We start from the raw sequence: 20,103 nt of genomic DNA, 5'->3' as shown, positions 1-20,103 counted from the left end.
TTGGACGAGAGGTTCGAGGGGGGTCGCAGGGTCACTCCTCGGCGCGACGGTCCTCCTCGTCCCAGGCCTCGGTCCGCTCGCGGGCCTTCTCCAGCGCATGGGCGGCCTCCTCGCGGGTCGCGTACGGGCCCATCAGCTCCTTGGCCTGGCCCCGCCTCTCGACCTCCTCGACCGCTCCGGTGCTCACGTTGTAGAACCAGCGTCCCTCGCTCATGACCTCATCCTCGCGCCGATGATCGTCGGGCGCACGGGAACCCCGCCGCGGCGTCGCGCCCCCCCGTCCGCCTCCTAGGATCGGGGCCATGACAGCGCTGACCTCCGCCCCTCTGGGCACGCTCACCCCGGGCCGGATCAGCCCCCGCCGACCGGTCCCCGCGAGCATCGCGCGCCCCGAGTACGTGGGGCGACCGGGCCCCGCCCGGTGGACCGGGTCGAACGTCGTGGACGCCGAGGGGATCGAGCGCATCCGCCGCGCGGGCCGCCTCGCCGCGCAGGCGCTGGCCCTCGTGGGCGAGCACGTCGCCCCGGGCGTGAGCACCGACGAGCTCGACCGCGTCGGCCACGAGTTCCTCTGCGACCACGGCGCCTACCCCTCGACCCTCGGCTACCGGGGTTTCCCGAAGTCGTTGTGCAGCAGCGTCAACGAGGTCATCTGCCACGGCATCCCCGACTCGACCGTGCTGACCGACGGGGACATCGTCAACATCGACGTGACCGCCTACCTGGACGGGATGCACGGGGACAACAACGCCACGTTCCTCTGCGGCGACGTCGACGAGGAGTCCCGGCTGCTGGTCGAGCGGACCCGGGAGGCCACCCGGCGCGGGATCAAGGCCGTCGCCCCCGGCCGGGCGATCAACGTCATCGGGCGGGTCATCGAGGCCTACGCCCGGCGGTTCGGCTACGGGGTCGTGCGCGACTTCACCGGGCACGGCGTCGGGCCCGCGTTCCACACCGGCCTCGTGGTCCCGCACTACGACGCGGCCCCCGAGCACGCCACGACCCTGGAGGTCGGGATGGTGCTGACGATCGAGCCGATGCTGACCCTGGGGACCCACGACTACGACATGTGGGACGACGGCTGGACCGTCGTGACCAAGGACCGGCGGCGGACCGCGCAGTTCGAGCACACCCTCGTGGTGACCGACACGGGCGCGGAGATCCTTACCCTCCCCTGACCTCGTGGACCGCTCCTCCCGGGCGCCCGGGGATCCCACGGCCGGGGTGCGGCACGCGGGGCGCTGCTCGATCGTTGGTCGCCACGACGACCCGCCGCGTCCCGCCCGGGACCGAGAGACGAGGAACCCCATGAACGGACTGACCCGACCGCAGAACGGCAAGATCATCGCCGGCGTGTGCGCGGGGCTGGCCCGCCGGTTCGGTTGGTCCCCCACCCTCATGCGAGCGCTGTTCCTGGTGTCGTTCCTGCTGCCCGGCACCCAGCTCCTGGTCTACGTCGTGCTGTGGATCATCATGCCCAAGGACTCCTCCCGCTGACGCGGGACACCTCGATCGTTAGCATCGGCGCGTGACCCCGACCACGCCCCGCGCCGCCGTCCGCACGAGCACCGGCCGTCCCGCTGCCGCCACCGACGGGGACGGCGTCGAGGCGCCCCCGACGACCGATCCGGCCGCGGGCAGCACCCCGTCGCAGACCGTGCCCGCGGCGGGGACCACCGCCGGGACGACCGCGCGGCGCACCCCGCGCCGGACGAGCCGCCCGCGCGTCCCGCAGACCGCCTTCGGGATCGACATCGGCGGTTCGGGTATCAAGGGATGCCCGGTCGACCTCGTGGCCGGGCAGTTCGCGACCGATCGGCAGCGGTTCGACACCCCGCAGCCCTCGACCCCCGCCGCCGTGGCCCCCGTCGTCGCGCAGCTGGTCGAGAGTTTCGGCGCGCAGAGCGACGCGTTGACCGGCGACGGCCCGGTCGGGATCACGTTCCCGGCCGTCGTCCAGCACGGGATCACCCGGACCGCGGCCAACGTCGACGACTCCTGGATCGGTTTCGACGCCGAGACCCTGTTCGCCGAGACCCTGGGCCGCCCGGTCACCGTCGTCAACGACGCCGACGCCGCGGGGTACGCGGAGGCGGCCTTCGGTGCGGCGAAGGGGGTCAAGGGGGTCGTCGTGGTCACGACGCTCGGCACCGGCATCGGCAGCGTCCTCATCGTGGACGGCAAGCTCGTCCCGAACACCGAGTTCGGCCACCTCGAGATCGGGGGGCACGACGCCGAGAAGAAGGCCGCCGACTCGGCGCGGGAACGGCACGACCTGTCGTGGTCGCAGTGGGCCAAGCGCCTGCAGCGCTACTACTCCCACCTGGAGAACCTGCTCTGGCCCGACCTGATCGTCGTGGGTGGCGGGGTGAGCAAGAAGCACGAGAAGTTCCTGCCGCTGCTGGACCTGCGGACGCCCATCGTCCCCGCCCAGCTGCGCAACGACGCGGGGATCATCGGCGCCGCGATGCTCGCGGCGACCGCCGCCGGTCAGGCGCGCTGACCGGCCCCTCCCCGGGGCCGGGTGCTGATCCAGGAGCGGCCCGCGGCCACGGTCGTAGGGTCGGGGCATGACCGATTCGACGACGTCCGGACATCCGCTCCGCCTCGGCCTGTTCGTCCCGCAAGGCTGGCGCCAGGACCTCTCCGGGATCGACCCGGCGCAGCAGTGGGACGCGATGCACGGCGTCGCCGCGCACGCCGACGCCGGGGACGTGTGGGAGTCGGTGTGGGTCTACGACCACTTCCACACCGTCCCCGAACCCACCGACCAACCGACCCACGAGGCCTGGACCCTGATGGCCGCGCTGGCCGCGTCCACCTCGCGGGTGCGCCTGGGGCAGATGTGCACGTGCATGGGCTACCGGAACCCGGCCTACCTGGCGAAGGTCGCGGCGACCATCGACGTCGTCTCGGGTGGACGGGTCGAGATGGGCATCGGGGCCGGCTGGTACGAGCACGAGTGGCGGGCCTACGGCTACGGGTTCCCCCGGGCCGGTGAGCGCCTCGCCCAGCTCGACGAGGGCGTGCAGATCATGGCCGAGCTGTGGCGGACGGGGACCTCCACGTTCCAGGGTGGGCACTGGAGCACCGACGGCGCGATCTGCCGGCCCCTGCCGCTGCAGGAGAACGGCATCCCGCTCTGGGTGGCCGGCGGCGGGGAGAAGAAGACCCTGCGCATCGCCGCCCGGCACGCGCGGTACACGAACTTCTCGGGTGTCCTGGAGGAGTTCCAGCACAAGTCGGAGGTCCTGGCCGGGCACTGCCGCGACCTGGGCCGCGACTACGCGAGCATCGTCCGCAGCGCGAACTACAACGTGGCGATCGGTCGCGACGAGGCCGAGGTCGCCGACCGCCTCGCGTTCCGCCGCGACCAGCTCGCCCGGCACGTCTCCCCCGCGGCCGTGGACCGCGAGATGGGCGCCATCGCCCCCGACCTGCCCGGGGTCGGCACCCCGGAGCAGATCGTCGAGAAGCTCACGCCCCTCGTGCGGGCGGGCATGAGCTACCCGATCCTCTACTTCCCCGAGGCCGCGACCGACCGCAGCGGGATCGAGCTGTTCGAGCGCGAGGTCGTCCCTGCCCTGCGCGCCCTCTGACCCGACCGCCCCGCTCCACCTCCCCCCCTCCACTCCCCCGTGATCAAGGAATCCCGTCTCTGGATTCCTTGATCACGGAAGGGTGGGGTGGGGCGGGGGCAGGTGGGAGCGGCGGGCGGGGGTCAGGCGAGGGGGTCGGCAGCGGCCGCGCAGCGCTGGGCCAGTGCGGTGCCGGCGACCTGCAGGTCGGGGTTGCGGACGGCGACGGTGGTCGGGTCGACCGCGGCGAGCAGGTCGGTCCGGACCCCGTTCTCCGCGGTGGCGATCCGGGTCGCCAGGTCGGCGATGGTCGGGTCGGCGGAGCGTTCGGCGACGGTGCGGGCGGCCACGACCTGGACACCCAGTCCATGACCGGTGACCACGGTGTCGGCCCCGCCGACGACCGCGCCGATCGCGCTCGTGGTGGCCGTGATCGTCGCGTCGAGAGCCGTGCAGGCCTCGGCCGCGGCGAGTTTCGCCGGGGTCGGGCTGGGGGTGGGCCGTGGGGTGGGCGTGGTGGTCGGGGTCGGGGTCGCGGTCGAGGTGGTGGCCGTCGTCGTGGTGCCGGTGGACGAACCCCCGGAACCGGTCGTCGGCGTCCCGGTCGAGCCGGTCCCCGTGCTTCCCGAACCGGTGCTGCCCGACCCCGAGGTTCCCGCGGTCGACCCGCCACCGGAGCCGGAGGCGACGAACAACCGCTTGGTGCTGGGGGCGAAGGGCGAGGTCGTCGCCGTGGTGAGCACCGGCGTCGGTGTCGCCCGCAGGGCGGAGGTGACGGCGAAGGTGTCGTCCGCGCTGCTCGGCGGGGAGGAGATCCACAGGAATCCGACGACCCCGGCGCCGAGAACCGCGAGGGCGGCCGCCGCGGCGATCACCTGCTGGCGACGCCCGCGGCGCGGGTCGGCGTCGGTGAGGTCGTCGAACTCCTCGACCTCGGGGGTCACGGGGAGATCGGGCTGGTCGGTCACGAGATCGCCTCCGTCGGGTCAGCGGTCGCCACGGGGATGGAGCTCACCGACGGGGTCGCCGGGGCGTAGTCGCCCGCGGTCGCCGTCGGGACGGCGGCGGGCGAGGTCGTCGGGCCGGTCGCCGCCGCGGTGGGGTTCGCGGTGGGGTTCGCCGTGGGGTTCGCGGTGGGGTCCGCGGTGGCCGCGGCCAGTCCGGCCGCGTCGGTGAGGACGAACACCTTGCCGGTGATCGTCGTCGTCAGGTCGCCGGAACCGGTCGCGGCGCTGGCCGAGACCTGGACGTCGGAGACCAGGAAGTAGCGCTGCATGTCCGCCTGCAGGTTCTTCAGGAACACCTGGGTCTGCGGGAAACCCCCGGCGACCACGAGGGACAGCGGGATGTCGACGATGCCGGTGAGCGAGGTGTCGGTGCCGGAGTAGGCCTCCGGGGTGCCCGGCGTGACGCTCATCAGGGTGACCCCCGCGGTCCCGGCGTAGCCCTCGACCTGGCGCAGCAGGGTGGGGACGTCGGCGGAGGACGGCAAGGTGCTGGTGATCGCGGCGATCTCCGCGCGGTCCTGGTCCAGGGTGGCGAACTGGGACTTGAGCAGCGCGGTCTTCTGCGCGAGCGCGTCGTTGCTCTGCCGCAGCGTGGCCGCCTGCTCGGTGCTGTCCACGACCGAGGCGCGGGCGGGCGACACCACCAGGAGGTAGGTCCCGGCCGCCAGGACGAAGGCGATCACCGAGGCCACCACGATCGCGAGCGTGGTGCGGTTGATGGTCACGTCAGCTCCGGGTCTGCGAGGGGGCGGGGGCCGGCGCGGTCACTGCTTGTCCAGCAGGACGGCGTCGGTCAGGGTGGCGGTGGCGTTGAACGTCAGGGTCGACGAGGCCGGGTCGAACGTGCTGCTGGTCAGCGTGGCCCCGGCGATGCCCGGGATCCCCGCCATCGCGTCCATCCAGGACGCGACCTGGGCCTGCGTCTGCGTGGTCCCCGTGACGGTGAGGTTCCCGATCCCCTGGACCGCGAGCGGGTCGGCCGTGGCCGCGGAACCCGTCGCGGCGGTCGCCGCCGGCGTCGGCTGCACGGACAGACCCAAGGACGTGAAGGTCACACCCGCCGGCGTCGCGGTCGAGATGCGGTTCAGGTAGGCGTACCAGGGCACCGCGTACCCGCTGACGTCGGACTGGATCTTCTTGGCCTCGGCCACCTCGGCCAGCACCTGCGGGACCTCGGCGTAAGGCGCCTGCTGGGCCTGCAGCGCCGAGGTGCGGGTCTGCTCGTCCAGCAGGGAGTTCTCGGCCCCGTGGGCCTGCGAGGTGGCGAGGAACCCCGCCCCGAGGCAGGCCGCGGCCACCACGCCCACCGCGGTCGCGAGCTGCAGCCGCAGCCGACGCTCCTGGCGGGCGACGGCGAACTCGGTCGGCAGCAGGTTGACGCGGACGACGCCGCTGCGGGTCCGGACGCTGTCCAGGGTCAGCAGGCTCATGACAGCACTCCGAGGGCGAGCCCCACCGGGACGGCGGCGAGGTGGCGGGCGGTGAACAGCTGGACGTCGTCCAGGCCGGTCTCCCCGATCGTCAACGACGACAACGGGTCGGCGGCGACGACGGGACGGCGGGTGGCCGCGGCCAGGCGGTCGACGATGCCGTCGAGGAGGGAACCCCCGCCGCTGACGACGATGCGTTCGACCGGGAACCCGGGGTTGGCGGCGGAGTAGTAGTCGATCGAGGAACGGATGTCGTCGCAGAACACCTCGGTCATCAGGTCGACGGCCGACGCGGCCAGCGACGCCTCCGCCCCGGACAGTTCCGAGCTCAACCCCCGCTTGACGACCTCGGCCGCGGCCACCGGGATGCCGATGCGCTCGGCGATCGCGTCGGTGACGTCCTGCCCGCCCGAGAGCAGGATGCGGACGAACCGGGGGCGACCGTCGGAGTGGATGACGAGGTTGGAGACCCGGGCGCCGATGTCGACGAGCGCCTCGGTGGCCACCTGCTGGGAGTTGCCCAGGGAGCGGAGGACGGCGAAGGACGTGAGGTCGACCGAGCGGACCCGCAGCCCGGCCGCCTCGACCGCGGCGACGTTGGTGGTCACCATGTCGCGCAGGGCGGCGACCAGGAGCCCGCGCAGCTGCCGCTGCTCGCCGAGATAGATCTCCTCGGTCACGTGGAAGTCGAGGATGCTGTCCTCGACGGCCATGGGCAGGTACTCCTGCACCAGCAGGGGCAGGGACGTGCGGAGCTCGCTGGCCTTCATCCACGGCAGGTCCACCTGCCGGACGACGACACGCTGGTTGGCGACGCCGAGGGCGACGTCGCGACCGCGGAAGTTGCCGCGGCGCATGAGCGTCTTGATGGCCTGCACCACCGGCGCGGCCTGGACGACCTCGCCGTCGCTCACCGCCCCGTCGGGCAGCGCGACCTGCGCGAACCGGTCGAGCACGACCCCGTCGCGGCCCGGGCTGAGCTGAGCCGCCCGGATGCCGGAGGTGCCGATGTCGAGACCGATGACGGCGCGTCGGGCCACGTCATCCCCCATTCCTCGCTCGGGCCGTTCCGGCCCGGGTGTCCATTACCCCTACTGATCGGATGCGCTGCCGGGCAGCTGAAGCGCGAACGGGTGAATCAGCCGCGTCGCGTCTGGACGGGACCGGGTCAGACGGTCGCGCCGAGCCCCATCAGCCCGAGGTACCAGGCGGCCAGCACCGGCCCCGCGAAGAGCGCGAGGAAACCCCCGGCCAGCATGGCCGGGCCGAAGGCGAGCCGCGTCCGACGGCCGGCCCGACCGCGCAGCAGCAGTCCCACCCCGGCGACGCCGCCGAGGACGAACATCGCGAAGGCGCCGACCAGCAGGACGTCCCAGCCCCACCAGGCCAGGTAGAGGCCGAGCAATCCGGACAGTTTGACGTCGCCGAGACCGATCCCGCCGGGCCGCACGATCCAGATCAGGGCGTAGAGGGCGAACAGCGCCGAGCCGCCGAGCAGGGCCCGGACGAAGGCGTCCCCGGAACCGCCCGTGACGGCCGCGGTCCCCAGCAGCAGCAGGGCCACCGGGTAGGAGGGCAGCACGATGACGTCGGGCAACCGGTGCACGTCGAGGTCGATCATCGTCAGCGCGACGGCGATCGCCGCCAGGTAGAGGTGGGCGGGCAGGACCCACCACTCCCCCGCCCGCCCGACCCAGAGGGTGACGACGGCGAACAGCAGCCCGGTCGCGAGTTCCACCAGCGGGTACCGGGCGCTGATCGGCGCCGCGCAGGACCGGCAGCGTCCGCGCAGCAGCACCCAGGACAGGACCGGGACGTTGTCGTAGGGACGGATCCCCGCCCCGCAGCCCGGGCACCGGCTGGGCGGGGAGACGACGGACTCCCCCATCGGGACCCGGTGGATCACGACGTTGAGGAACGAGCCGATCAGCAGTCCGGTGATCCCCGCGACGGTCACGAGGACGGGCAGGGCCTGGGTCAGGAGATCAGGAACCGGCACCGGTGAGCTCCCGGGTGTCGGTGAGCGTGGCGGCCGTGAGACCCGCGTCGGCGTTCCACTTCTGGTCCGAACCCCCGGTGCAGGGAGCGGCGACGATGGTCGACCACTTGACCCCGTTGTTCGCCGGGACCTGCTTCGGCCCGATCGCCAGGCAGCGCCCGTACGTGTCGCGGAACGTGTAGCTGGCCGCGTAGGCCGTGGTCACCCGGCTCGTCCGGACGAACTGCTGGGACGCGTCGCTGCTGCACGGGGTCGTGAAGGTGACGTAGGCGGGGCTCGTCCCCGGGGCGGGCGTCTTGAGGCAGTACCGCGTGGTCGCGTCGTTGTTCACCAGCACCGAGATCTGGGTGGTGGCCTGCGTCGACGGGGCCTGCGGCTCGGTGTAGGCGAACTTGTGGTTCCAGGCCAGCTTGGTCCCGCCGCTCGGATCCTGCTTGCAGGGGTACACGATCATGTAGGACGAGGCCACGTTCTGGTTGGTGACGTCCATGCAGCGGCCGAACTCGAGGTAGTTGACGATCTGCGTCGTTCTGACCGACGCGGCGCCGGCGCCGACCTTCGGGTCCGGGCTGAACGATGCGTACTCGCTGTTGCCGTCGCACGTCGTGGACGTGACCAGCACGCCCCCCTGGAGGTCGCCGCGGGAGGCCGTCCCCAGGCAGGAGGAGCCGTAGGTGGACTGGTTCGCGGTCCCGTTGTTCGGGGCGGAGACCTGGTTGCGGAAGTTCGCCCCGCCCTGGTAGCTGTACTGCTGCCGGACGTCGGTGGCGTCGCAGGTGGCCAGCGTCGCGGTGCCCGAGGGGTTCGCGGCGGAGATGCACAACGGCGTCCCGGCCACGACCGCGGAGGCGAGCTTGAGGGTGTAGTCGGTGTCGTAGACCCAGGTCTGCAACGAGTCCCCGGACACGCAGTTGGCGGCCGCGGTGTAGGTGATGGTCGCCCCGGCCGCGACGGAACCGGCCTGCAGGCAGTACTGGGAGTTCACCGACCACATGAGCCCGCCGGGGACGTTCTGGTTCTTGACCTGGAACGTGTAGAGCGACTGCACGGTCCGGTTGCCGGCGGAGGCGGTCAGCCCCACCGGGGCGCTGCCCGAGGCGGCGGAGACGATGAGCGCGTAGCGCGGGACCACCGTGGTGCCCGCGCCGTCGGTGCAGGCGATCCGGTGGCTCGCCCGGTCGGTCGCCGACAGCGGGACGGGGTTCGCGTTGTAGTACGTCACGGTGGCCGAGAAGGCGGCCGCGTCGCCGTTCTGCCCCACGGTCCCGCTGATGCGGCAGGGCAGGAGCGCCGGGTTGCCGAAGACGTTACCGGCCACGTTGGCGCTGCCCTGGGCGGTACGGATCTGGGTCAGCACGGCGTCGACACCGGCCTGGGCGGCCGAGATGGTCCGGGAGGTCTTCTGCTGCAGCGAGGTGGGGCGCGCCTGGTTCACGACGATGGCCAGCAGCAGCAGGCTGAGGCCCGCGACGATGGCCATGGTCAGGACGACGAGCAGGAGCGCGACCCCCGCGTCCCCGTCCCGCCGCGCCCGCTCGCGCAGGTCGTCCAGGATGCGCATGCTCGTCCTCACGATCGGGTGCTGCTCGGGGTGCAGACGGGGTTGTCACTGATCAGGTCGGCGTTCGCGTCGGCGTTGCCGGCCGAGTCGACCCCGGTGTTGGTGGCCACGAACGTCGCGCTGAGCCGGTCGGCCCCGTTGCTCGCGCTCCGGGTGGACATGACGTTCACCGCCAGCTGGGAGTGGACGCGCCCGTCCTTGCCGGCCGGGGTGACGGCGAACACCGGGACGGCTACCCCGTTGGTGGCGGCGGGGGCCGGCTGCACGTCGGTCGCCACCGTGAGCCAGCTCGTCGGGGCGGTGCCCGAGGTGGGCCAGCTGCGCCAGTCCAGGGTCCCGGTCGCGGTCCGGCGCCACTGGTAGCAGGTGCCGACCGCCCCGCCCTGGCCGGGGATGCGGAACTCGACGTAGTCGGTCCCGTTCACCGTCCCGGGGAAGTTGACGGCGTCGGCGTAACGGACCTGCCGGTCCAACCGCAGGAAGCTCGATCGCAGGGCGTCGGCGGAGGCGCCGACCGCCTGCGTCTTCGCGGTGTCCTTGTAGACGACCAGAAGACCGCTGAGGAACACGGTCAGGAGCACGGTGAAGATGCTCATGGCCACGAGCAGCTCGACCATCGTGTACCCGGCGTCGGCGTCACGACGGCAGGCCGGGGGGCGCGGGGTCACGACGAGATCCGCAGGGTCATGGTGACGGTGTCGGACGCCTGACCGTCGCTGTTGAGCAGGTAGTAGCTCAGCGAGTAGCTGCCCAGGTCGTTCACGACCGGCAGGTAGCCGAAGGTGGAACCGCTGCGGTTGGTGGCGGCGTCGTAGGCCTTGCCGTCGATGGTCAGCTGACCGGCACCGCTCCAGGCGGTGACGACGACGACGGTTCCCGGTCCGACGTTGCCCGCCCCGTACATGGGGTTGATGTTGCGCGGCGTCGTGTCCGCGGCATCCGTGCGCGGGGTGACGGTGACCGAGCGGGAGGTCTGCACGGGAGGGGCGGCCACGTTCCACAGCTGGTCGGAGTTGCCGTCGACCAGCGTGGAGACCCGGTACACGCAGGCGTTGTCGACGCAGCCGCTGCCCCCGGTGACGGAGGTCCAGAGAACCTCCACGACGACGCGGTTCTCCCGGACCAGGCCGGTGGGGGTGCTCAGGGGCGCGGAGGCCATCCCGGCCCGGTCGCAGGCCGCGGACCCGGCGCCGGTCGTGCCCGCGGTGCGGGAGCGGAAGCAGACCCCGACGAGCGTGCGGACGGTGTAGGTGACGTTGCCCACCGAGGGCGTCTCGGTGATCGGCAGCAGCAGCGGCCCGACCGGGGTCGCCGCGTCCCAGGTCGGGAGCGTAAGACCGCGGTCGGGGGCGGAGGAGGCGTTCCAGGCGGTGGTGACGTCCGCCTGGGTACGGCCCGAGACGAGCTGGGCCGGGGACAGGGCCCGCGCCCGGTCGATGCCGGAACTGGCCAGCGCGATGGCGGCCTGACGGCGTTCGAGGTTCGAGGTGGTGGTCATGCCCCGGGTGAACAGCACCAGGGCGGAGGTGGAGATGACGGCGAGGAGGGAGAGGGCGATGATGACCTCGAGCAGGGTGAAACCCTCGTCGGTCCGGTTCTCCCGCCGCATCTGTCGCCTCCTCGCTGGTGTGGGTCGCACGTGGGTCAGCACCGGCCCGGAAACCCGGGCCGGTGCCGAAGACGGATCAGCTCGGGCAGACGGCCGCCGCGGCGGTCTGGAAACCACCGGCGAGGCTGTTGTAGACGTAGCTGTTGGCCGCCGTCGCGTCGGTGCCGGTCTTGGTGCCGCCACTGTTGCTGGCCGTGATGCAGTAGCCGCTGGCGTTGCCGCTCGACACCACGGCGGTGGCGGAGGACAGGCGCACCACGGAGATCTTGGTGCCGGTCGACAGGTTCACGCTCTGGCCCGAGATGGTCGTGACCGGGCTGGTCGTGGTGGTCGCGATGGCGACGTAGTCCTGCGCGTCCACCGCGTAGGTCTCCTCAGCGCTGACGATGGCCTTGACGTCGGACTTGGTCGCGGTGTCCGCGGCCTTCTTGCGCTGGTTCAGGAACACCGGCACGGCGATCGCGGCGAGGATGCCGATGATGATCATGACGACGAGGAGCTCGATCAGGGTGAAACCCTGGTCCTTCTCCTGCATGGACTTGCGGATGCGAGCGAGCATGACGTTCCCCTTCGAGATGATGTCGAGCCGCTCGCGCGTCGCGCCCCCCGGACCGGGTGGTGCGGCTCCCTCCACGAGATTCATCGGGCACCGACCCCCGGTACTTGAGGGGTTCGTGACCATGCTCGGGAATTCACCCGTTCGCCCGGGTGTCTCGGGTTGCGACGACGCCGCCGGCCCGTCCCGGTGGGGACGAGCCGGCGGCGTCGGCGCGAGGGATCAGTGGATCTGGTTGAACACCGAGAAGATCGGCATGTACATGGCCACGATCATCGCCCCGATGATGCCGCCCAGGAAGGCGATCATGATCGGTTCGATGAGGCTGGTCAGGGCCTCGGTGGTGGCCTCGACCTCCTGGTCGTAGAAGTCGGAGATCTTGTGCAGCATCCCGTCGAGCGCCCCGGTGTCCTCCCCCACGGCCATCATCTGGACCACCATGGGCGGGAAGATCGCGTGCTGGGCGAGCGGGGCGGCGAGCGAGCGGCCGGAACGGACGCTCTCCTGGACGTCGGTGCAGGCCCGTTCCAGGACGTAGTTCCCGCTCGCGCCGCCGACGATGTCCAGGCTCTGCAGGATGGGCACGCCCGAGCGCAGCATGGTCCCGAGGTTCCGGCTGAACCGGCTCAGCGCGATCTTCTGGGTCAGCATGCCGAAGATCGGGACCCGGAGCTTGAGCGGGTCGACGACCTTGCGGACCCGGTCCTGGTGGCGGATCCGGCTCCACACCACCGAGCCGACGATCCCGACCACGAGCAGGACGGGTCCCCCGGTCCGCATGGCGTGGGACAGCATGACCAGGATGCGCGTCGGCAGCGGCAGTTCGCTGCCGAGCGAGGCGAACATGGTCGCGAAGATGGGGACGATGAACGTCAGCATCGCCGTCACCGCCAGGATGGCGATGACGAACACCACGACCGGGTAGGTCATGGCCGCCTTCACCTTGGCCCGCAGCTTGACCTCCTCCTCGTAGTTGGTCGCGAGCTGCAGCAGGACCTGGTCGAGGAAACCGCCGACCTCACCGGCGCGCACCATGTTGATCATCAGCGGCGGGAACACCCGCGGATGCTTGGCCAGACCCGAGGACAAGGAGTTCCCGCCCTCGACCTCGGCGCGGACCGCGGCCAGGGTCGCGGCGAGCTTCCGGCTCTCGGTCTGCTCGGCGAGGATGCTCAGCGCCCGCAGCAGCGTGAGGCCGCTGGAGATCATCGTGGCGAACTGCCGGCTCATCAGGGCGAGGTCCTTCAACCCCACCCGGCCGGAACCCGGCAGCCGGATCTCCATCTGGAGCCCCTTGCCGGCCTTGCTCTCCACGACGGAGACCGGGACCAGACCCTGGGTGCGCAGCCGCGTCACCGCGGCCTGCGGGTCGTGGGCCTCCAGGGTGCCGTTGGTGAGCTGCCCGTTGCGGTCGCGCACCCGGTAGACGTACGTCTTCGGTCCGGCCGGAACCCGCTGCGCGGGAACGGTCCCGGTCGTGGCGGGCTTCTTCAGGGTGGTGTTCGGCACGGTCGTCACCGCCCCAGCAGGCGGCGGAGGTCGCCCGCGTCGTGGGACTTCTCCAGCGCGTGCTCGACGCTGATCCTGCGGGCTCGCACGAGGTCGGCCAGGTGCTGGTCCATGGTGTTCATCCCGTGCTGGGAACCCGCCTGCATGGCCGAGGCGATCTGGTGGGTCTTGCCCTCGCGGATGAGGTTGCGGATGGCGGGGGTGGCGACGAGGACCTCGGTCGCGACGACCCGGCCCTGACCGTCCATCCGCTTGCACAACGTCTGCGACACGACCCCCTGCAGCGCCCCGGCGAGCTGGACCCGGATCTGCTGCTGCTGGTGCGGCGGGAACACGTCGATGACGCGGTCGATGGTCTGGGCGGCGTCCTGGGTGTGCAGGGTCCCGAACACGAGGTGCCCGGTCTCGGCTGCGGTGAGCGCGACCGAGATGGTCTCCAGGTCGCGCAGTTCCCCGACCAGGATGATGTCGGGGTCCTGGCGCAGGGCGTGCTTGAGCGCGTTGGTGAAGGACCGCGTGTCCTCCCCCACCTCGCGCTGGTTGACCAGGCACCCCTTGTGCCGGTGCAGGAACTCGATCGGGTCCTCCACGGTCATGATGTGGTCGCGCCGGGTCCGGTTGGCGAGGTCGATGATCGAGGCCAGGGTCGTGGACTTCCCCGAACCGGTCGGACCGGTGACCAGGACGAAACCACGCTGGAGCTGGGCGAAGGAGGAGACGACCGCCGGGACGCCGAGGTCCTCGAGGGGTTTGATCTCGTAGGGGATGCGCCGGAAGGCCGCCCCGACCGACTCGCGCTGCCGGTAGACGTTGACGCGGAAGCGGGAGTGCCCGGGCACGGAGAAGGCGAAGTCGAGTTCGAGGGCGGCCTCGAAGTGGTCGCGCTGCTTCTGGGTGAGGATCGCGTAGATCGAGCGCTCCAGCTCGGCCGCGGTGAGGACCGGGAAGTCCTCCATCGGCTCCAGGTCACCGGAGAGCCGGACGGTCGGGCGCGCACCGGAGGTCAGGTGGACGTCGGAGGCCCCGGTCGCGAGCGCCGCGATGAGGATCTCGTGGATGCGGGGGACCTTGCGGTCCTGCTCCCCGATGGTCATCCGCTGCTCGGGGGCCAACCGGTGGTCGGGGGTCACGGCGACGGTGGCGACCGGCGGCGTCGCCAGCCCGGGTACGGTGGTCGGCGCGGTGGTCGGTGCGCTGGTGGGCGCGCCCTCGGCGACCGGCTCGACCGCGGGCCGACGGACCTGGGCGGGCACCACGGGCTGGGCGACCGGCTGGGCGACCGGCTGGGCGACGGTCGGACGGACGACCGCGGCGGCCGCGGGCGCCGGGACGGGCGCCGGGGCGGGCGGCGTCGCGGGAGCCGGGGCGGGCGTCGCCGCGGCCGGGGTCACCCCCAGCCGGGCCAGCAGCTGCGAGACGTCGCGACGCTGCTCGTACCCACCGTTGCCGGCCGGACCCTGTCCGGTGTCGTTGCCCACGGCCACGCTCTCGCTCCCCTCGTACCCCGCCGTGGTGGGTCCACGGCGGCGGGGAGTCGGTCAGGAGTCCCCGGTCCTCTGTCGACCGGCGGGACCACCGACTTGAGCGGGCGCGGCGAGATCCACGCCCTCGCTGCGGCGCCGCAGCTCGGCGCTGCCGGCGGCCCGCATGACCTCGACCGGAGGTTCGAGACCCGTCATCAGTCGCACCTGCGCCGCGGCCTGGTGCAGCAGCATCTCGAAACCGCCGACCACCGGCCCGCGCCAGGACCGGGCGAGCGTCGTCGGCCAGGGCGCGTAGACGACGTCCAGGAGCAGGGGCCACCAGACGGGCCGGAACGCAGCGAGCAGCGCGTCCGCCAGGGCCGCACCGGCCGAAGCGGGGACGGTCGAGACGACGACGTCGGCGGTGAGCGCCACGGGCAGCTCGTCCCACCCCCGGATCTCCACCTCGCCCCCGAGCCGGGCCGCGGTCGCCGTGAGCTCGGCGGCCCGGTCGGGACTGCGGACGACGGCGACCGGCCGGGGGCAGCCCGCCTGCAGGAGGGCGACGACCGCCGAGCGGGCCGTGGCCCCACCCCCGAGGACGACCCCGCGCTCGATGCGTCCGGCCCCGGCCTGAGCCAACGCGGTCACCAGACCGAGGACGTCGGTGTTCTCGGCCCGCAGCCGGACGGCCCGTCGGCCGGGCAGGTGCGCCCGGTCGAGCCGCGGTTGCACGAGCACGGTGTTGACCGAGCCGACGGCCCGCGCGAAGTCGCTGACCTCGTCGACCAGCGGCACGATCGCCTGCTTCAACGGCATGGTCAGCGACAGCCCCGCCCAGCCGGTGTCCAGGGACTCGACCAGGGCGGGCAGGCGGGCCTCGTCGACCTCGAGGAGGTCGTAGGACCAGTCGGTCAGCCCGAGCTCGGCGTAGGCGGCGCGGTGCAGCGCCGGGGACAGCGAATGGGCGATCGGCGACCCGCAGACGGCGGCCCGCATCACTGCTCCGGGTTGGCGCGCAGGTAGGCCCGGAACTCCTCCACGTAGGCCAGGTGCTCGCTGTCGGTGGTCGCGAACTTCGTCTCCCCGGTCTGCAGGTTCACGGTGACGAAGTACAGCCAGGGGCCGGGGGTGGGCTCCAGGGCGGCCTTCAGGGCGGCCTCTCCGGGATTGCTGATCGGGCCCGCCGGCAGCCCCGGGTAGCGGTAGGTGTTGTAGGGGCTGTCGATGTCGCGTTCGGCGGCGGTCGTGGTGACCGTGGTCCCGTTCACCGCGTAGCTGACGGTGGAGTCCAGCTGCAGGGGCCGGTCCGCGGCGAGCCGGTTGAGCAGCACCCGGGTCACCTTGGCCATGTCCTCGGGGGTGCGCGCCTCCTTCTCGGCGATGCTGGCCATGACCACGACGTCGTGCTCCTGCTCGGGCGTGATGCCGAGCTCGGCGATGGCCTGCTTGCTGCGCGCGACCATGGCCGAGAGCAGCTGCACCGCGGTCTCGTCCGGGTTCACGTCGTAGGTGGCGGGGAAGAGGTAGCCCTCCACGTTGCCGTTCGCCGAGGCGGGCAGGCCGAGGGCGGCCGGGTCGGCGAGCGCGGCGTCGATCTGGGCCTGCTCGATGCCGGTCGAGTCGGTGATCAGCCCGAAGACCTGGGTGGCACGCAACCCTTCGGGGACGGTGAGCCGGGTCGTGACCCGCGAGGCCGGGTCGAGCAGGAGGTCGAGGGCCGCGGCGGCGGACATCTCCGAGCGCAACCGGTAGGTACCCGGCTGAACGCCCGAGGACGCGGGATTCGCCTGAGCCGCGTCGACGAAGGCCCGCTGGGTCTTGATGACGCCGGCCTCGGCCAGGGTGGTGCCGATGGCCCGACCCGAGGCGCCGTCGGGGATGGTCACGTCGACGGAGCCGGAGCCCGATCCCTCGTAGTCGTTGCTCTCCACGAAGCCGGCGACGACCGGGCCGAGGGTCCCCCACGCGGCCGCGGTGCCGCCGCCCAGGATCACCAGACCCACCAGCACCACGACGGCCGTGCGGCGGCGGCGCCGGCGTCGGCGTTCCGCGCGCGGCGGGCCCGACTCCGGTCGCGGCTGGCCGGGCAGGTCGGTGAGGTCGATCACGGGGTCAGCCTTCCGTGGGGTCGGAGGACGCGGCGGACCCGGTGGGGCCGCCGCGGCGGCGGTGCCGCGGTTTGCGTCCGACCGGGGTGGGTCCACCGGGGTTCCCGGTGGACCCGTCCGGCTGCTCCCCCAGCAGCCGACCCGGCGGACGTCCGGACGTGCGTTCCACGTCGAGCGCGTGCTGCAGCAGCGCGACCGCCGCAGCCTGGTCGACCACGGAGCGGAAGTCCTTCTCCTTGCGTCCGGCCGCGTGCAGCGACCGGTGGGCGTCGACGGTGGTCAGGCGTTCGTCGACGAGGCGGACGGGGACGTCCAGGCGGGCACGCAGCGCCCGGGCGTAGGCCCCGGCCGCTCCGGCGGCGCGCCCCTCCGTGCCGTCCAGCGACAACGGCAGCCCCACGACGACCTCGACGGCACCCCGGCGGCGCACCTCGGCCACCAGGGGGTCGAGGTCGTGGGGCGTCATCGTCGCGACCGGGGAGGCCATCACCCCGTCAGGGTCGCACGCCGCGACCCCGACCCGGACGCTTCCCACGTCGACCGCGACCCGGACGCCGGGGCGCATCACGCCCCGTAGACCTTCGGTCTCATTCGCTGCCCGTGACCCGGCGACCCACCGCGTCGGAGATCGCCGCGAGCGCGGCGCCGACCTGCGCGGCGTCCTGACCCCCGCCCTGGGCGACGTCGTCCTTGCCGCCGCCACCACCGCCGAGGATCTGCGCGGCGCGCCGGACGAGCTCACCGGCCTTGACCCCCCAACGGCGGGCCTCGGCGTTGGTGGCCACGACCACGAGGGGCCGGTCCTTGGCCACCCCGGCGACCGCGACCACGGTGGGCCGCTCCTCGCCGAGCCGACCGCGCACGTCGAGGGTCAGCGTGCGCAGGTCCTCGGCCGAGGCCGCGCCGGCGTCGTGGGTCACGACCGTGACGCCGAAGACGTCGTTCCCGCTCGCCGCGACCTGCGGGGCCGCGGCCAGCACCTGACCGGCACGCAGGGAGGCGATCTCCTTCTCCGCGTCGCGCAGCCGGGTCATCAGCTGCCCGATGCGGTCCGGCAGCTCCTCCGGACGCGCCTTGACCACGCTGGTGAGCTGGTTGACCAGGAGGTGCTCGGCGGTCAGGAAGGCGTAGGCGTCCGTCCCGACCAGGGCCTCGATGCGGCGGGCGCCGGAGCCGATCGAGCTCTCGGAGACGATGGAGACGAGCCCGACCTGCTGGGAGCTCAGCGTGTGGGTCCCCCCGCACAGCTCCTTGGACCAGTTCTCCCCGATGGAGACCACGCGGACGCGGTCGCCGTACTTCTCGCCGAACAGGGCCATGGCCCCGGAGCTCAGCGCGGCGTCGCGGTCCATGACCTGGGCCCCGACCGGGAGGTCGTCGGCGATCCGGTCGTTGACCACACCCTCGATCTGGCGCACGACGTCGGCGGAGACCCCACCGGTCGAGGCGTAGTCGAAGCGCAGCCGGCCGGGGGCGTTCTCCGACCCGGCCTGGGTCGCCCCGTCGCCGAGGTGCTCGCGCACGACCTGGTGCACGAGGTGCGTCGCGGTGTGGGCGCGGCTGACCGCGCGGCGACGGGTCTGCTCGACCACGGCGTGGGCGCTGTCGCCCACGACGACCTCGCCGGCCCCGACCCGGCCCTTGTGCACGTAGAGACCGCGCACGGGCTGCTGGACGTCGGTGACGGTGACGCTCGCCCCGCCGGTCGTGGTGATGCTGCCGTGGTCGGCGAGCTGCCCACCGCCCTCGGCGTAGAAGGGGGTCCGGTCGAGGACGACCTCGACCTCGGTGCCCGCCGCGGCGCTGGGGGCCCCGGCCCCGCCGACCAGCAGCGCGAGCACGCGGGCGGACTCCTCCCCGGCCTCGTAGCCGGTGAAGGTGACCGGCCCGGCGAGGCCGGCCAGGGTGTCGCGGTAGACGGTGAGGTCGACGCCGCCCGTCTTCTTGGTCCGGGCGTCGGCCTTGGCCCGGTCGACCTGCTCGGCCATGAGCCGGCGGAAGCCGTCCTCGTCGACCCCGACGCCCGCCTCGGCGGCCATCTCCAGGGTCAGGTCGATGGGGAAGCCGTAGGTGTCGTGCAGCTGGAAGGCGCGCTCCCCGCTGAGCCGGTCCCCGCCCGCCGCGCGGGTCTGCCCGACCGCGGACTCGAAGATCGAGGTCCCGGCGACGAGAGTGCGCCGGAACGCCTCCTCCTCGGCGTGGGCGACGGCGGAGATCCGCGCGAAGTCGGTGCGCAGCTCGGGGTAGGAGGCGCTCATGACCTCCATCGAGGCGGGCAGCAGGTGCGGCAGCGCGGGCTCCTCGACCCCGAGCAGCCGCATGGCCCGGACGGCGCGCCGGATGAGCCGGCGCAGGACGTAGCCCGCACCTTCGTTGCCGGGGGTGACACCGTCGCCGGTCAGCATGAGGGCGCTGCGGACGTGGTCGGCGACCACCCGCATCCGGACGTCGTCCTCGTGGTTCGCGCCGTAGGCCTTGCCGGACAGCTGCGCCGCCCGGTCGAGGACGGGACGGACCTCGTCGATCTCGTACATGTTGTCGACGCCCTGCAGCAGGAACGCGACGCGCTCCAGGCCCATGCCGGTGTCGATGTTCTTGGCCGGCAGCTCGCCGAGGATGGGGAAGTTCTCCTTGCCCCCGCCCGGACCGCGCTGGAACTGCATGAAGACGAGGTTCCAGATCTCGATGTAGCGGTCCTCGTCGGCGACGGGACCGCCCTCGGCGCCGTAGGCCGGGCCGCGGTCGAAGTAGATCTCGGAGCAGGGTCCGGCCGGGCCGGGCTGGCCCGTCGACCAGTAGTTGTCCTTCATGCCCCGGCGCTGGATGCGGTGCTCGGGCAGCCCGGCGATCTCGCGCCACAACCCGATCGACTCGTCGTCGCTCTCGAACACGGTGACCCACAACCGCTCCGGGTCGAAGCCGAGCCCGCCGCCGTCGCGGTCGGTGGTCAGCAGCTCCCAGGCGAACGCGATCGCCTCGCGCTTGAAGTAGTCGCCGAAGGAGAAGTTGCCGTTCATCTGGAAGAACGTGCCGTGCCGGGTGGTCTTGCCGACCTCCTCGATGTCGAGGGTCCGCAGGCACTTCTGGACGCTGGTCGCGCGCGGGTAGGGCGCGGGGGCCTGGGCGGTCAGGTACGGGATGAACGGGACCATCCCGGCCACCGTGAACATCAGGCTCGGATCGGTGGAGACCAGCGAGGCGCTCGGGACGACGGTGTGACCCTTGCCTGCGAAGAACTCCAGCCACCGGCGACGGATCTCTGCCGTCTGCATCGGACGTA

At 72.5% G+C, this 20,103-nt stretch carries 20 protein-coding genes; 4 read left to right on the top strand and 16 right to left on the bottom strand.

The genetic code is table 11. From position 1 onward, the window contains the following. Nucleotides 1-31 precede the first annotated feature (31 nt). Nucleotides 32-214 carry an SPOR domain-containing protein gene (locus ACFFKU_RS10890; protein ID WP_380137829.1) on the bottom strand — a complete coding sequence of 61 codons (183 nt, stop codon included), beginning with the start codon at nt 212-214 and terminating at the stop codon, nt 32-34. Nucleotides 215-302: 88 nt separating this feature from the next. On the opposite strand from ACFFKU_RS10890, the gene map reads away from it, so the two are divergent. The 4 genes from map (at nt 303) to ACFFKU_RS10870 (ending at nt 3,599) form a co-directional block, all read left to right on the top strand. Then, a complete protein-coding gene (map, locus tag ACFFKU_RS10885; RefSeq protein ID WP_380137827.1) occupies nt 303-1,178 on the top strand; it encodes a type I methionyl aminopeptidase in 876 nt (291 codons plus the stop codon). 130 nt (nt 1,179-1,308) lie between these two features. After that, the gene (locus tag ACFFKU_RS10880; protein ID WP_380137826.1) at nt 1,309-1,497 is read left to right on the top strand and encodes a PspC domain-containing protein; all 189 of its coding nucleotides are present in this window, start codon (nt 1,309-1,311) and stop codon (nt 1,495-1,497) included. A 250-nt stretch (nt 1,498-1,747) separates the two neighbouring features. Further along, nucleotides 1,748-2,503 (top strand): polyphosphate--glucose phosphotransferase, encoded by a 756-nt coding sequence (ppgK, locus tag ACFFKU_RS10875; RefSeq protein ID WP_380138087.1) that lies wholly within the window; start codon nt 1,748-1,750, stop codon nt 2,501-2,503. Between the two features lie 67 nt (nt 2,504-2,570). Next, nucleotides 2,571-3,599 (top strand): LLM class F420-dependent oxidoreductase, encoded by a 1,029-nt coding sequence (locus tag ACFFKU_RS10870; RefSeq protein ID WP_380137825.1) that lies wholly within the window; start codon nt 2,571-2,573, stop codon nt 3,597-3,599. A 122-nt stretch (nt 3,600-3,721) separates the two neighbouring features. Here the strand turns inward: ACFFKU_RS10870 and ACFFKU_RS10865 are convergent, their stop codons facing one another. The 15 genes from ACFFKU_RS10865 to alaS all read right to left on the bottom strand — a co-directional run bounded on the left by ACFFKU_RS10865 (nt 3,722) and on the right by alaS (nt 20,095). After that, the gene (locus ACFFKU_RS10865) at nt 3,722-4,546 is read right to left on the bottom strand and encodes a hypothetical protein (RefSeq protein ID WP_380137823.1); all 825 of its coding nucleotides are present in this window, start codon (nt 4,544-4,546) and stop codon (nt 3,722-3,724) included. Then, nucleotides 4,543-5,310 (bottom strand): type 4a pilus biogenesis protein PilO, encoded by a 768-nt coding sequence (locus ACFFKU_RS10860; protein ID WP_380137822.1) that lies wholly within the window; start codon nt 5,308-5,310, stop codon nt 4,543-4,545. The genes ACFFKU_RS10865 and ACFFKU_RS10860 overlap by 4 nt, the downstream gene beginning before the upstream one ends. Before the next feature lie 39 nt (nt 5,311-5,349). Beyond that, a complete protein-coding gene (locus tag ACFFKU_RS10855; protein ID WP_380137821.1) occupies nt 5,350-6,015 on the bottom strand; it encodes a PilN domain-containing protein in 666 nt (221 codons plus the stop codon). Continuing rightward, the gene (gene pilM / locus ACFFKU_RS10850) at nt 6,012-7,055 is read right to left on the bottom strand and encodes a type IV pilus assembly protein PilM (protein ID WP_380137819.1); all 1,044 of its coding nucleotides are present in this window, start codon (nt 7,053-7,055) and stop codon (nt 6,012-6,014) included. The genes ACFFKU_RS10855 and pilM overlap by 4 nt, the downstream gene beginning before the upstream one ends. Nucleotides 7,056-7,183: 128 nt before the next feature. Next, nucleotides 7,184-8,014 (bottom strand): prepilin peptidase, encoded by an 831-nt coding sequence (locus ACFFKU_RS10845; RefSeq protein ID WP_380137817.1) that lies wholly within the window; start codon nt 8,012-8,014, stop codon nt 7,184-7,186. Continuing rightward, nucleotides 8,001-9,575, bottom strand: a complete 1,575-nt coding sequence (locus tag ACFFKU_RS10840; protein WP_380137815.1) for a hypothetical protein — start codon at nt 9,573-9,575, stop codon at nt 8,001-8,003. The genes ACFFKU_RS10845 and ACFFKU_RS10840 overlap by 14 nt, the downstream gene beginning before the upstream one ends. An 8-nt stretch (nt 9,576-9,583) precedes the next feature. Then, nucleotides 9,584-10,243 (bottom strand): prepilin-type N-terminal cleavage/methylation domain-containing protein, encoded by a 660-nt coding sequence (locus ACFFKU_RS10835; protein WP_380137814.1) that lies wholly within the window; start codon nt 10,241-10,243, stop codon nt 9,584-9,586. Next, on the bottom strand, nt 10,240-11,184 hold the full coding sequence (locus tag ACFFKU_RS10830; RefSeq protein ID WP_380137812.1) for a type IV pilus modification PilV family protein: 945 nt from the start codon (nt 11,182-11,184) through the stop codon (nt 10,240-10,242). Before ACFFKU_RS10830 ends, ACFFKU_RS10835 begins: the two co-directional genes overlap by 4 nt. Before the next feature lie 76 nt (nt 11,185-11,260). Further along, entirely contained in the window at nt 11,261-11,743 is a 483-nt protein-coding gene (locus ACFFKU_RS10825; protein ID WP_380137811.1) for a type II secretion system protein, read from the bottom strand. A gap of 219 nt (nt 11,744-11,962) precedes the next feature. Next, nucleotides 11,963-13,249 carry a type II secretion system F family protein gene (locus tag ACFFKU_RS10820; RefSeq protein WP_490054858.1) on the bottom strand — a complete coding sequence of 429 codons (1,287 nt, stop codon included), beginning with the start codon at nt 13,247-13,249 and terminating at the stop codon, nt 11,963-11,965. 5 nt (nt 13,250-13,254) lie between these two features. Continuing rightward, nucleotides 13,255-14,733 carry a type IV pilus twitching motility protein PilT gene (locus tag ACFFKU_RS10815; protein ID WP_380137809.1) on the bottom strand — a complete coding sequence of 493 codons (1,479 nt, stop codon included), beginning with the start codon at nt 14,731-14,733 and terminating at the stop codon, nt 13,255-13,257. Between the two features lie 54 nt (nt 14,734-14,787). Further along, nucleotides 14,788-15,711 (bottom strand): shikimate dehydrogenase, encoded by a 924-nt coding sequence (locus tag ACFFKU_RS10810; RefSeq protein WP_380137807.1) that lies wholly within the window; start codon nt 15,709-15,711, stop codon nt 14,788-14,790. Then, a complete protein-coding gene (mltG, locus tag ACFFKU_RS10805; protein WP_380137805.1) occupies nt 15,711-16,823 on the bottom strand; it encodes an endolytic transglycosylase MltG in 1,113 nt (370 codons plus the stop codon). The genes ACFFKU_RS10810 and mltG overlap by 1 nt, the downstream gene beginning before the upstream one ends. Nucleotides 16,824-16,827: 4 nt before the next feature. Further along, the gene (gene ruvX / locus ACFFKU_RS10800; protein ID WP_380138084.1) at nt 16,828-17,388 is read right to left on the bottom strand and encodes a Holliday junction resolvase RuvX; all 561 of its coding nucleotides are present in this window, start codon (nt 17,386-17,388) and stop codon (nt 16,828-16,830) included. A 22-nt stretch (nt 17,389-17,410) separates the two neighbouring features. Then, complete coding sequence (alaS, locus tag ACFFKU_RS10795) at nt 17,411-20,095, bottom strand: alanine--tRNA ligase (protein ID WP_380137804.1); 2,685 nt, start codon at nt 20,093-20,095, stop codon at nt 17,411-17,413. Nucleotides 20,096-20,103 lie beyond the last annotated feature (8 nt).

Source organism: Kineococcus gynurae, assembly GCF_042433995.1.
Classification (GTDB): Bacteria; Actinomycetota; Actinomycetes; order Actinomycetales; family Kineococcaceae; genus Kineococcus; species Kineococcus gynurae.
The sequence above is the reverse complement of the archived record's forward strand: the minus strand, read 5'-3'. Positions and strand labels throughout refer to the sequence as shown.